The sequence below is a fragment of the Nostoc sp. DedQUE12b genome, from assembly GCF_034530835.1.
Lineage (GTDB): Bacteria > Cyanobacteriota > Cyanobacteriia > Cyanobacteriales > Nostocaceae > Nostoc.
The window spans coordinates 1-13,048 of record NZ_JAVRCI010000133.1; the positions used below are offsets into that span (position 1 = coordinate 1).

Consider the following 13,048-nt stretch of genomic DNA (forward strand, 5'->3'; position numbering starts at 1 on the left):
TCAGCTAAGGCACTCAAGGCATTAGCACGAGAATCCTCATTCTGAATTGTTTTGGCAGCAGCAAGGGCTTTTTGCAGTGCTAATTCTTGAAGATTTGGTGTTAAATAATTGACTAGTTCTACCAACGAATTGACTTTCTCTTGTGGTTCTGGTTTTTGCAGCGCATAAGCTAGTCCTTGTTCGGGAGTCCACATCTTGTTTTTGACCAACGCTACCAGCAGATTTGCTGGTAGATTAGCTGCCAAACTATTCATCGATGCACTAATCAAAGCATAACGACACTGCAAGCTTAGTGTTGATTCAGTCCAATTCGCTTCAGCTAGTTCCCAGGCACGAGAAATATCTGTGATGTAACCCGCAGTTTCTCCCAGTTTCTCCCGCGCTTCATACCAGCCATTGCTTCCAGTTGCAGACTCTTCCCGCAATAACTGGTGAATCTCTTCTAACTGTCCAGCCTTTTCCAAATGCCAAACTAAATGCTGATGAATGTAACCATCATCAAGTAAAGTATGCCAAAAACCATTCTGGGTTTTCTGCCGATATTTCTCCAACAAACCAGCGTGAGCATCAGCAAGATTGAAACCCAATCCAGCCAAATCTGCTGGGCGCTTTGGCTGTGAGGGAGCAGTTAACAAATTACAAGCTAAATCGTGGAATAAGTCATGTAAGCGATAGGTAGGCATACCATCAGCAAGCGGTACTCCTGTTAATAGCAATGCTTTATTCCGTAAATATTGCAACATCTTGGCAGCATCACGCTTATCCATCTGCCACAGCGTTGCCGCCATCATCTTATTAATGTTGACATCCTCCGGCAATACCCCTAACCAAGAGAAATGCTGCTGCTTTTCTGGTGGCATTCTCTTGATACTCAAATTTAATGATGCGGTTAAACTCAGGCGTTTTAAACTAGCCTCATCAGTAATTTCTTCGGCTTCCGGTCGGTCAAAACTTGTTAATCTGGCTACTTCTTGCTGAATATCTGCCAACAGTTCATTCCAAGTCGTACCACAGGCAACTTCGGCGGCTGCAAGTTCCAATGCTAGGGGAAGATAACCAACGCCTTTGGCCAAATTTTCTGCTGAGTGACGTTCTGTGCCAGTAATCTCGCGTCTTAATTTCTTGGTCAGCAATTCCATTGCCTGGTGTGGTTTCATTATATCCAGACTGTAGGTGTTGGCTGCTAAGGCATCGGCAATGTGACCTTCACGAGTAGTTACTAAAACTTGACAACGCGCCCCACCAAAATTAAATGCTCGTGCATTTTCAGTATTCCAAGCATCATCCACCACCAGCAACACAGCTTTGTCATAAAGCAGAGTCCGCAAATGCATAGAAGTTGCTTCTACACTTGTAGGCTTAAAGCTATAGTCTCCTAATGCTTGCACCCAGCCACTAATTAAAGCCAGCACATTGGGTTGTTGACCTAATGTTGCCCAAAGAATGCCATCACAAAAACGAGATTGTATTTCTGCATTATGGGCTAAAGCCGCAGCTAAAGTAGATTTGCCCACCGAACCCAAACCGTGAATCGCAGTAATTACTAAAGTGCGACTATCAGACGATGAACCATTTAAAAGACGAGTCTTTAAATCATCGCTGTACTCTGGGCGTTCTACAAAGTATGTGGGTAAAGGTGGCGCTTGAAATATACTTGTGTGACCTAACCCCCTAACCCCCTTCCCTTGTAGGGAAGGGGGAAAATTCAAAGCCTCTCTCCCTGTGGGGGAGAGGTTTGGAGAGGGGTTATTTAATTTTGATTTCTTTGGTCTATTCTTTTCCCACGCTTCATCAAACCCTTTCAGATTCTTCTCTCTATCCTTTGACCATAGCTTTAAAGTAAAGCGCCAGTCATCAGAACCTTGAGTTTGGAGACGGTTATCTTCCAGAATCTTCAAAAAATCCTTCAGCAAATTCAGCGCTTCTCGAATTTGCGCTTTAGTTAACTTGCCAGGATATTTGTCTTTTTGCGTCAGCAACTCCAACGCAACTAACGTAGTCTGCACAGTCAGCTTGGGGTTAACGCTGTCTGCTTCTTTCCAGTCGGACTCAATTTTAAAATTACCGTCCTCAAATTCCCCATCGACGAAACAAAGCAACGCCTCCAGCAGACGCTTGACTCGCTTTTGAATTTGAGGCCCATAGGTAATTCGTGGCATTACATCCAAAAAATTGAGTAAGAAGTTTGGGGCTACCCCAGATTGAAACTACCACCCCAAACTCATGTAATCCAGATTCTAAGGCATTTTCAGCAAGTTTAGGGTACTTGCATAAGGGTACAACCCCAAAGAGAACCTGTATTTAACAACTCTTTGGGGTACAAACAAATGCAAATTAAGCATCATATTCTCAGTAAAACCATTGCTTTGTTGCTGGCAATGCAACTATTCTTGATAGGTCTACAAACTAAAAGCCAGATTGACCAGGGTAACTCATCCATTGAGACGTTGATTTGGATGACTCAACAATATATTTCAGTGCTGGTTAAAATTCGCAGCTTGCAGGATAAAAGGGAGAAAAACGATTCTCCAAAGCTCAAAAGTAAAAGATAAAATCGTAGGGTGTGTTAGGCAAAACGCCGTAACGCACTGTCTAAGTTCGTTCTTCCATGCCAAACACACGCCGAAAAACTGACTGCATCAAACTAGGAGACAAGTGATAAATAGCTTTCCAAAGGTTTGTTGTGCCTACCATGACATCAGAACGCTGATGCTTTACTGCTTCCCAAATTGATTTTGCTACATCTTCAGGCTTTTCTAGTACAGGAATTTGAATTGCTTTATCTACCAACTCAGAACGCGCCTCGGCAGTTTCCTCGTCTTTACCGCGAAAGATTGCCCGTTCCATCACTTGAGTACTGATAAAACTGGGATAAATTCCGCTAACGTGAATCCCTTTTGGTGATAACTCAGCGTGTAGCGATTTTGTCAATCCAGTTACGGCGTATTTAGTGGTTGTGTAAGGAACTTGGTAAGGAATCGGTTCTATACCACCAATAGAACTGACATTAACAATGGTTCCTTTGCGACGTTCTAAGAAATGGGGCAGGATGGCATTAATAGTATGGATATAGCCCCACAAATTGGTATCAATCATCTGATGCCAATCATCTAAGCTAAAATCTTCAACGGGCCCTAAGCAAAAAATACCTGCATTATTAATTAATACATCTATGTTACCAAAATGAGCGATCGCCTTTTGGATCAGGTCGTTTACTTGTAAAGGATCTTTCACATCGCAAGAAATAGCGATCGCTTCTCGTCCAAGTTCGCGTATCTGTGCAGCAGTAGCTTCTAAACGGTCAATTTGACGAGCTGCCAACACAACATCATAGTTGTGACGGGCAAATAATAATGCTGTAGCTTTGCCAATTCCTTGCGATGCGCCTGTAATAATTACTGTATTTGTCATAATATCAATTACTTTTTCTTGTGCGTCTTAGAGCTTGTTTTCAAAATGGTACTTGAGGTAGCTAAAACTTTAAATCCTCCTTAAAAAGGAAGTTCCTAACATCCCTCCCCGCAAGCGGCTACGGTGTATAGACAAGTTGAATTACCCCCTTTAGAAAGGCTACGGTGTACAGGCAAGTTGAATTACCCCCCTTAATCCCCCCTTGGAAAGGGGGGAAACAAGAAATAAATCTAGTTCCCTCCCCTTTGCAAGGGGAGGGTTAGGGTGGGGTAAAACCTTGATTTATCAGCTATTTCAGATTTGTGTATACACCGAACGCAAAGGAAAGACAAAGCTACGCTTGGACGGAGTAAGGTTCAAATTGTTTGATTTATGCTAGAGGTCTAATGCCAATTATTGCTGCGTTTTAATTTCCTTAAGTAACGCCTCATCAGAATATTCTTCTTCCCATTTACCCTGTAGCTTCAGCCGTACAGACTGTGCGCCGCCACTAGGAGTACAGACAACCCAGTAAGTATCTGGTTCTCCTTCGACTTCAGCCGCATCTTCAGCTTTCGAGGTATCAGAAAGACCTGAAAATGCTTGAATACAAGTCCATGTAATTCCATCTGAATCTTTAATTTCTCTTTCCATGTCTATTCTTAGTTAACGTGAACTGGGTAAAATTTCTGGTTGATCATCCAAACTGAGGAGGAATTGAATTAAATCTGTCTGTTCTTGAGTAGTAAAGCCAGCTTTTGCATCTACCCAATAAGCGTGTCCTCTGCCGTCTACATTCGACTTTTGCAAATCTGGATTAGCTTGGTTAACTGCAATCATTGTCTCACGAAGATTACGGTCAACTAACACCCGTAAACTTGCTTCTGGATCGGGTAGAATATTTTGCATTAATGTACCAGCCATACCAAGTTGCTCAGGATTTGCCACCACAAATTGTCCGTTCTGTTCAGCTTGCTTTAATGCTGAAGCACTAGCAGCTACGCCCCCATCATGTAAATAAGGCGCAGTTAGATACAACCCAATCAAGCTTGTTACTTTATAACCACCGACTGAATTGTTCATTCCAAAAGCTAACTGTTGTGCTTTTTGTGGCGTAATATCTGTAGAAACTTCTAACACTGGAGGATTAGACGGCAAGGGAACAGAGACACTGTTAGGGTAAGTCTGGGGTGTGATGAAGTTCTTAGCGAATGGCGCTAATGTCGGGGCGCGTGATGGTTGAGTTCCAATCTCGTTTTGAGCGATGACATCATGATTAGTAAAGTAGCGTCCACTATGACAGTCTATGCAGCCAGCACGATTAAATACAGCCGCCCCTTTTTCTAGAGATGCAACATCACTAACTTGAATCGGTGGTGGTGCGAGAGTATTTTGCCAAGCAGACATGGCATTGAGCTGTTCGCCAACGGGGAAGCCAGGGGAAGATGCCATTAAACCATCTAACATAAACGGCGAACCTTTGGGATATCCAGGCATCCGAATCACTTGATTAATTGCAGGTTCCCCAGGAGTGGGATCGATTTTGTCGAAAAATTCTGATGGTTTTGCTTCTTCAGGTAATCTAAAAGCTGGATTTGCGGCATTTTGCAGAATCACGCCTAAATAGGTTTCCTTATCAATTCCTAATGTGGCTTGACTGGCATCAGCGCCATTTGTCCCGTCTGAATTTGTGGCGTGAACGTTGCTATTTAAGGTAGTCAAACCGTGAAACCAACCAACTGCCGAATGACCACTCCAACCGTAAGGCCAGGCATCAAAAGTATAAGATGAGGGAATTTGTGAGGGATTGTTTACTAAAGTGCCAGTGGAATCAAAATTTCCAGGCGGCCAAGTTAGGAGTTTTGCATCAACAGCATCTTCTAAAGTTTTGGCATCTGGTAAGCGGGATTCTTTACCCTCAGCGTTAATATAAGTATGTTCTCCCGCCGGAATTTCAGTAGGATTAACATCTGTTTGGCGAAACATGGCTGCGGAATTAGTGGCAAATGCCAAAACTAAACCCGTATTAACGTCATTGTTTGGTGCGCCTTCTAAGATCCGTCCAGTCTTGCTGTCAAGTGTGGCGTGACATAAAGCACAGGTAATACCAAATCTCAACTTCCCTTTAGTCAGGCTGGCACGCATACCCAGTGGTACAAGAGAATTCGCAGGTACGTCTAATCCTGTATTTAACAATGTGCCAGCTTTAAAAGTGCATCCGCCAACTGTTACATCTTCATTTATCGGAATTCGGAGATTCGTTGTGTGCTTACCGCCAAGTTTAGCGATCGCCTGACCCACGGTTATCATATTAATCGGGCCGTTCAGCGCCCCAACTACATCAGTTTGGAAAATTTCATTCCCAAAAGTTTCCGAGTAAAAAGCATCTCGCCCCAGCTTTAAAGTTTCGTCAGTAACAGCAAACGCCCCATTTTCAGGGGATAGTTGTTTGCGTCCCTCTTCTGTAGCTAGTAAACGTGTTGCCTCTTCCTTATTAATCGCGTATCCCAAAACATCATAAGAACCAATTTCTTGAGGTGCAGCCTGGGTTACAGGTGTAAAAGTCTTATCTAAACTAGGAGTTTTACCTAAAACAAATTCTAGTCTGGAGGCGAAGAAGCTAACAAAAATCACTAAAAATAACAGTATCCCAATAGTTCCCCATCTATTTTTTTGAGGCTCCACTTTCGGAGGATTAGAATCTATAGCGATACCTGGGTCAGTTTTCATAGTTTTGATGTCACGAATGAAACACTTTATCCGAGGCTGAGTGCTGAGTTGGTAAACCACTCCATAGCTCTTTCGGCGATCGCAGCAGGAATTGTATGTGACCCGTTGAATTCACGGTATTCTAGGTCATAGCCTGCTTGTTTTAACTGCTGGACAATCCGGCGACTACACCGTTCAATCGGCAACACCGCATCCGACTTTCCATGAGAGATGAATACACGCGGTTTCCCCGCTTGGCTAGCAGGAGCCATAAATCCGGGTGAAAAAGCAATAATGTGGTTAAACAGGTCGCCATTAGTAATACCAACCGAAAGGGCATAGGAAGCGCCATCCGAGAAACCAGCGATCGCTACTTGGTTCGGAGCGATCGCGTAATGATTGAAAGTTTGTGCTAGTGCGCGATCGATAAAGGCAATATCAGGGCCATAGCTACCCCGAATAATGTCCCAAGTTTTTTGGCGTGAATCTACTGCCAACAGAATTGTTCCAAAGCGAATTGCCAGATGATAAAGGATTTTGAGCGCACCCTCGGCATCGCCTCCAGATCCATGCAATATCAACACCAGGGGAGCGGGCCGATCTGCTTGATATGTTTCAGGTACATAGACAAAACCATCTCGCTGCCCATCCAACCCTAATGGGTGTAACCCGGTCAAAGCGGTTGTTGTGGGGCGAGTTGGGCGGGACAACAACCGTCCTTCAGTAGCTCTAGAATCAACTTGTTTTGAGCTTTCCATAACTAATAACTTCCGCTTTTGGCAATTGGATAGTTGAGAGGCAACGAGTGGTAAAATCATCCCTGTTAGCCCGAACCGGAGGATTTGCCGTCGTGTTTTACGGCGATCGCGTCAATCAGCAACTATCTGCTGATTTATTGGCTTCTGTTTCATTGTTTTTCCTCAGAAGGGGAAATTATTTCTCTGCCACCAAAGCTGATTGGATACAGATGTTAAAGATTTTTCGATACTTTAACACCCGTGATTTTAGCTGGTATTACAATGCTGTAATAAGCAGTTGCGATCGCTGCTAATGCATTGAGCAAAACATTATAATCAAACAATGGCATTAAGCCAAAAAATGTCTACCCAAGCGTATTTGTAGCGTTGATATTTTCCATTACAGTCAATCATTGTGATTCTATTAGTTAATCCTGAGATACTTAAGGTTGTAACCCAAAAAAAACTTTTTATAATCTATCAGAAGTTTCAGCGTTAAATTAAGCTTTGTACACCTAGAGTAATGAATATCGTAGTCTTTTTCTTTTGTATCAGTAATCACATATAAAATTAACTTGGACGATTATTTATATATGCCTTCAAATACTCCATAGTTAGAGGCAAAGATTTATTGATAGAAGTACTTTTGAGACAAGCAGATAAAAAAGTTACTCGCCTCTAACTACACTCTAGATTAGAGGCTTTCTCATAATTCCATTTCCCAAAACAATGGAAGACCTCAAATTACATCGGGTTCCTGAAGAATTAACTGAATTAGCTCACATTTTAGTTGGCAGATTGAGCAATTAGATCGCAGAAATTAATATTAACGTGAGTTCGACAGATCGTGTCTGTCTAAATTAGCTGAATAAAAAGACCTTTCCCTGGTTTTACTACGCAAAACCGTCCGTCTCCGACTCGGAGAGGGACAGACTTGAACTTTAGTTCAAGGCAGGGAGAGGTTCGTTGAATTCACATCATGTTAAAACATTAAGACTCTATCTCTGCTAATTCTAACCAGCGTTCAGTCGCTACATTGATCGCGTGCTTGAGCTTTTCTACACGATCATACAATTTCTGCACTTCGCTATAATTACCCGGTGACACATTCCCTAGTGTTTTCTCGGTTTCTGCCTTCTGGGCCTCTAACTCGGCAATTTTACCTTCCAACTGCTCAAATTCTTTTTTCTCCCAATTGGATAATCTCCGCCGCTTGGTATTCTCTCCATCCTTGGGTAAAGCCGCACCATTTTGGACTTCAGCATTTTTCGGCTTCTCCTTAGCGTTAGCAGCTTGTTGCTGTGCCTCTTCAGCCTTCTTATAGTCCAGATAAATCGAGTAATTACCTGGATATTGCCGCAGATTACCGCCTGACTCAAAGGAAAATACTGTGTCGATGGTGCGATCGAGAAAGTAGCGATCGTGAGAAACTACAATTACACACCCGGCAAAGTCTTCTAAATAATCCTCTAATACTGCCAAGGTCTGAACATCTAAATCATTTGTCGGTTCATCTAATATTAAGACATTGGGCGCACCCATCAAAACTCGCAACAGAAATAAACGGCGTTTTTCACCACCCGAAAGTTTACTAATTGGAGCATACTGCTGATTACCAGGAAACAAAAACCGTTCTAACATTTGGGAAGCGGTAATTTGAGTACCATCGGTAATTTTGACAAATTCTCCTTCTTCTTTGATGTAGTCAATCACGCGCTGACTTTCATTCAATGCTGTAAGCAATTCTTCAGAATGCTGGTCAAAATAACCGATGTGAACTGTAGTACCAATTTCTGCAATGCCGGAATCTGGCTTAACTCGTCCAGTAATGATATCCATTAAAGTAGATTTCCCTGCACCGTTAGCGCCAATAATACCGATGCGGTCTTCTGGACTAAATTCGTAGGTGAAATTATTAATCAGGGTGCGTCCATTGTATGCCTTAGAAATATTATCTAACTCAATAACCTTTTTTCCAATGCGACGACCAACTGTCGAAATATCAACTTTACCCTGAACTTGTTTAAATTCAGTATCCCGCAGAGCGTGAGCGCGGTCAATTCTCGCTTTTTGCTTAGTACTTCTGGCTTTTGGCCCTTTTTTGAGCCATTCCAACTCGCGCCGCAACAAGCCTTGGTGTTTACGTTGACTGCTGACGGCAGATTCTTCAGCTAAAGCTTTCTTTTCGAGGTAATATGAATAGTTGCCTGTATAGGTGTAAATGTCGCCTCGGTCGATTTCAATAATCCGGTTGGTAACGCGATCTAGAAAATAGCGATCGTGGGTAATCAGAAACAATGTGCCGCGATAGCGATTTAAATAACTTTGTAACCATTCCACAGAAAGAGCATCAAGATGGTTTGTCGGCTCATCCATGAGCAAAGCATCTGGTTCTGATAGCAAAGCTGATGCTAGAGCAATGCGCTTGCGATAACCTCCAGATAAAGTACTGATCTTGGCATCAAAGTCAGAAATTCCTAATTTTGTCAGAATGATTTTGGCATTTGTTTCTAATTCCCAAGCACCACTCGTATCCATTCGTTGCATCACCCCAGAAAGGCGAGACATCAGTTGACTATCATCTGGATAGTGAACCAATTTATCAGAAAGTTCTTCATACTCGCGTACTAAAGCCATGTGTTCGCCACTGTCAGCGAAAACTTGCTCTAAAACTGTGTGATTTTCATCTAAATCTGGCTGCTGGGGTAAGTAGATGATTTTAGAACCGGAGTTAATTAAAATTTGACCGCTATCTATCGATTCTAATCCGGCGATCATTTTTAATAAGGTTGATTTACCAGAACCATTAGTACCAATTAATCCAACTTTATCAGTAGCATCAAGGCTAAAGCTGGCATCTTTTAAAATTTCCTTGATGCCAAAGTCTTTTTTTACTGATTGTAGTGTAATAATACTCATAAGATTGAAGTCATTAATTATTTTTCATTAGTGAGTAGGTAAGGCAAATACCTTACCTACATTCGCAAACTTCTATACAAATAAGTCCAAGGGAAGGTGTCCATACATTTCGTTGATTCCATCTTCGTCATAAGACTGGCAAGATACTAATACACCACGATGATGTCCATCATAGGAATCAAGATAACACAAGCCATTTTTACCATTTAATTTGATATAAACTGGCCCTTCAGGTGTCAGTAAATTATTTGGTGGTTCATAACCCAAAGCCAGAGAATAGGTTTTCATTGCCAATATTCCTTCTTCTGCCGTATCAGCACAAATTCCTAATATTTGGTAATCAGTAAGCTTGGTGAGCAAAATTAAGGCATTACGAACTACAACTTTTTCTGATGAGTTAAGGATAGGAGCAATGTCTAGACAGTTAAATTTGTTCAGTAACTTTTTTGCTTCTTCGGCAGTGAGATTCTGAGAATTGGAGGTTGACATAAACTTCGACTATTATCTGGTTGGTTTTTCTGTGGTATTTGAGTTGGGACTAGTACTGCAAGGCGGAAGTTAAAAGTCACTCATGCTTTAACTTTGAGCTTTCTGGCTGTAATGAAATGAAAGGTTTCCACCAACCTGTACCAGCCCAACTTATACCATTTTGGATTTTAGATTTTGAATTGGGAATAGTCCAATGTATTAGACTTCTTGGCATTGTGGGGAAAAGGGTAAGGGGTAAAGGTATGGAATTTTCCCAAACCCAGTAACCTTTAACCTTTCCCCAACATCTTGCAAAAGTAACTTTTGCAAAATGTCTATTGTAAAATTTGTCTGAGGTCAGAGCAAATTCCATAATTTTAGACCTTGTTATCTCATGCCCACTTCCCTTTTACGGTTGATTTTGGACATTCCCAAGGTTGAATATAAAGGGTACGCCATTTTTTGAGTCACTACCCATAACCATGACTTTGGGCATCTGAGCGCCACCAGTCTTCCAAGCTTCAATAGCTTCTTTTTGCAAAACCAACTGCCCTCCTTGGGCTTTGAGTGTCTCTGCTAAGAGTCTTTGAGCTTCTGCCCTACCTTTGGCGCGATTCACATCTGCTTGCGCTTCTTGTTCGGCTTCCCGTGCTACATAAACGGCTCTTTGCGCTCGTTGTTCGGCAATTTGTTTTTCTTCGACTGCTCTGGCAAATTCTGGTGAGAATGCTAAATCAACTACGCTAGTATCTAAGACAATTATTCCATATTTGTCTAAGCGATCGCCTAACGCATTATCGAAGTCTTCTTTTAACTCACTTCGTTTAGTAATCGCTTCTTCTACTGTTCTTCTAGCTGCGGCAATTTTAAATGCTTCTTGTGTTTGGGGCGCAATGATTTTTGAGACAATATTCTCTAATGTTCCTTGTTTTCTTCTAACTTCAACTACCTTTATCGGATCGAGGCGAAAGTTAATTGCAAATCTCGCAGATAAATTTTGCAAATCTTTAGTGGAACTCTCTGCTGGTACTTCAAACTTTTGCACCGTCAAATCATACACATCTATCACAGTGATAAAAGGCGGTTTCAGGTGAATACCTTCCAATAAAGCGCCGTCTCTCGCTTTACCCAAGATGCTGATTACTCCTGCTTGTCCTGGGTTAATAATAATAAAGGAATTTAGCCCAATAATCACTAGTATTGCCAACACAATTCCGAAAACTGTGGTTTGCCAATTACCAAATTGCTGATTTTTCAAATTCCTTTCTCCAATATTTAGTTAGTTATTTGTCATTTGTCATTTGTTATTAGTTATTCACCCCCTGCACCCCTGCTCGCCTGCTCCTACTCCTCAAATAAACTCAGTTACTAGTTTCTCATTAGTCTGTCTGAATCAATCTTCAGACTCAGGACTTAAGACTCAAGCCTTTGTTCCGTGGTAATATCAGTGACACGAAATCGCAAAAAGCCGTGGCTACTGCATTAAAATCTCATCGGGCATCAAGAAAGCGTAAACATTCAGCGCATCCTCTCCAGCGTTTGCTTGAGTATGGACACCAGTATCGTAAACAAATTTGGCTGGCGACTACTTATTCTACCCTCAATAAATTTTTCGACTTAGCACCACCCGGCTTAATTGGCGTGGCGGTGGATGTGGTAGTCAAGCAACAGGATTCCATAATTGCACAGTTAGGGGTACGTGATGTCTTTCAACAATTTTTGATTATTTCCTTCCTGACTGTGGTCATTTGGATACTAGAATCTGTTTTTGAGTACGCCTACGCTCGACTTTGGCGGAATTTGGCTCAGAATATTCAGCATGACTTGCGTTTGGATGCATACAAACATTTGCAAGAGTTGGAATTGGCTTATTTTGAAGAACGCAGCACTGGCGGTTTAATGTCTATCCTCAGTGATGATATTAACCAATTAGAGCGGTTTTTGGATGGAGGAGCAAATGATATCATCCAAGTTTCTGCAACTGTCCTAATTATTGGCGCTGCTTTCTTTATTCTGGCTCCTAGTGTAGCGTGGATGGCTTTGTCACCGATGCCATTTATTCTTTGGGGTTCTTTTGCCTATCAACGATTACTCGCACCTCGCTACGCTGATGTCCGCGAAAAGGTAGGTTTTCTAAATTCGCGGTTGTCAAACAATATCAGCGGAATTACTACTATTAAAAGTTTCACTGCTGAAGCTTATGAAGCTTATCGTCTGGAATTAGATAGTGAAGCTTATCGCCGGAGTAACTCTAAAGCAATTGCTCTTTCTGCTGCTTTTGTGCCGTTAATTCGGATGCTGATTTTGGTGGGGTTCACGGCATTACTTTTGTATGGCGGGATGGCAGCGGTTTCTGGAGCAATGTCTGTAGGTACTTATAGCGTATTAGTGTTTTTAATCCAGCGATTGCTATGGCCTTTAACTAGATTAGGCGAAACTTTTGACCAATATCAAAGGGCAATGGCTTCTACTAATCGAGTCATGAATTTATTGGATACTCCTATCGCTATTCATACAGGTGATGTGGAGTTACCTGTGAATGAAGTGCGCGGTGAAGTGCAATTTAACAATGTTTATTTTGCCTATAAAGATAGATTTCCAGTGATTAAAAATCTGTCTTTGGAGATTCCGGCGGGAAAAACTATTGCAATTGTCGGTTCCACCGGTTCTGGTAAAAGCACTTTAGTCAAACTCTTGTTGCGGTTGTATGAAGTGCAAGCTGGAAGCATCACTCTCGATGGTATTGACTTGCAGAGTTTGAATTTAAAAGATTTACGCCGCTGCATTGGTTTGGTGAGTCAAGATGTGTTTCTATTTCATGGCAC

General features: G+C 41.9%; 11 protein-coding genes. 3 read left to right on the top strand and 8 right to left on the bottom strand.

All coding sequences use genetic code 11. From position 1 onward, the window contains the following. Positions 1-2,159, bottom strand: a 2,159-nt coding sequence (locus RMY16_RS32055) for an NB-ARC domain-containing protein (RefSeq protein ID WP_322739757.1), incomplete at its 3' end; no start/stop codon positions are given. A 168-nt stretch (positions 2,160-2,327) separates the two neighbouring features. Here RMY16_RS32055 and RMY16_RS32060 point away from each other — a divergent pair. Beyond that, positions 2,328-2,552, top strand: a complete 225-nt coding sequence (locus tag RMY16_RS32060; protein WP_322739758.1) for a hypothetical protein — start codon at positions 2,328-2,330, stop codon at positions 2,550-2,552. 40 nt (positions 2,553-2,592) lie between these two features. Here RMY16_RS32060 and RMY16_RS32065 read toward each other — a convergent pair whose 3' ends face one another. From RMY16_RS32065 to RMY16_RS32080, 4 genes are all read right to left on the bottom strand, one after another. Beyond that, positions 2,593-3,411 (bottom strand): SDR family oxidoreductase, encoded by an 819-nt coding sequence (locus tag RMY16_RS32065; RefSeq protein WP_322739759.1) that lies wholly within the window; start codon positions 3,409-3,411, stop codon positions 2,593-2,595. A gap of 393 nt (positions 3,412-3,804) precedes the next feature. Continuing rightward, on the bottom strand, positions 3,805-4,044 hold the full coding sequence (locus RMY16_RS32070) for a hypothetical protein (protein ID WP_322660462.1): 240 nt from the start codon (positions 4,042-4,044) through the stop codon (positions 3,805-3,807). A gap of 12 nt (positions 4,045-4,056) precedes the next feature. Next, positions 4,057-6,120 (bottom strand): hypothetical protein, encoded by a 2,064-nt coding sequence (locus tag RMY16_RS32075; RefSeq protein ID WP_322739760.1) that lies wholly within the window; start codon positions 6,118-6,120, stop codon positions 4,057-4,059. 26 nt (positions 6,121-6,146) lie between these two features. Beyond that, the gene (locus tag RMY16_RS32080; RefSeq protein WP_322739761.1) at positions 6,147-6,857 is read right to left on the bottom strand and encodes an alpha/beta hydrolase-fold protein; all 711 of its coding nucleotides are present in this window, start codon (positions 6,855-6,857) and stop codon (positions 6,147-6,149) included. Between the two features lie 47 nt (positions 6,858-6,904). On the opposite strand from RMY16_RS32080, the gene RMY16_RS33250 reads away from it, so the two are divergent. Further along, entirely contained in the window at positions 6,905-7,150 is a 246-nt protein-coding gene (locus tag RMY16_RS33250) for a hypothetical protein (protein WP_416211726.1), read from the top strand. A 676-nt stretch (positions 7,151-7,826) separates the two neighbouring features. Here RMY16_RS33250 and RMY16_RS32090 read toward each other — a convergent pair. From RMY16_RS32090 to RMY16_RS32100, 3 genes are all read right to left on the bottom strand, one after another. Beyond that, positions 7,827-9,755, bottom strand: a complete 1,929-nt coding sequence (locus RMY16_RS32090) for an ABC-F family ATP-binding cassette domain-containing protein (RefSeq protein ID WP_322739762.1) — start codon at positions 9,753-9,755, stop codon at positions 7,827-7,829. A 72-nt stretch (positions 9,756-9,827) separates the two neighbouring features. Continuing rightward, positions 9,828-10,244: a DUF1824 family protein gene (locus RMY16_RS32095; protein WP_322660471.1), complete on the bottom strand. Its 417-nt coding sequence runs from the start codon at positions 10,242-10,244 to the stop codon at positions 9,828-9,830. Between the two features lie 388 nt (positions 10,245-10,632). Continuing rightward, the gene (locus RMY16_RS32100; protein ID WP_322739764.1) at positions 10,633-11,481 is read right to left on the bottom strand and encodes a prohibitin family protein; all 849 of its coding nucleotides are present in this window, start codon (positions 11,479-11,481) and stop codon (positions 10,633-10,635) included. A 212-nt stretch (positions 11,482-11,693) separates the two neighbouring features. Here RMY16_RS32100 and RMY16_RS32105 point away from each other — a divergent pair. Then, a partial coding sequence (locus RMY16_RS32105) for an ABC transporter transmembrane domain-containing protein (protein ID WP_322739765.1) occupies positions 11,694-13,048 on the top strand: 1,355 nt, incomplete at its 3' end.

Bases quoted from the DNA above. Each gene is read 5' to 3' on its own strand.
- RMY16_RS32060 (WP_322739758.1), top strand. From the start codon at position 2,328: ATGCAAATTAAGCATCATATTCTCAGTAAAACCATTGCTTTGTTGCTG.
- RMY16_RS32065 (WP_322739759.1), bottom strand. From the start codon at position 3,411: ATGACAAATACAGTAATTATTACAGGCGCATCGCAAGGAATTGGCAAA.
- RMY16_RS32070 (WP_322660462.1), bottom strand. From the start codon at position 4,044: ATGGAAAGAGAAATTAAAGATTCAGATGGAATTACATGGACTTGTATT.
- RMY16_RS32075 (WP_322739760.1), bottom strand. From the start codon at position 6,120: ATGAAAACTGACCCAGGTATCGCTATAGATTCTAATCCTCCGAAAGTG.
- RMY16_RS32080 (WP_322739761.1), bottom strand. From the start codon at position 6,857: ATGGAAAGCTCAAAACAAGTTGATTCTAGAGCTACTGAAGGACGGTTG.
- RMY16_RS32090 (WP_322739762.1), bottom strand. From the start codon at position 9,755: ATGAGTATTATTACACTACAATCAGTAAAAAAAGACTTTGGCATCAAG.
- RMY16_RS32095 (WP_322660471.1), bottom strand. From the start codon at position 10,244: ATGTCAACCTCCAATTCTCAGAATCTCACTGCCGAAGAAGCAAAAAAG.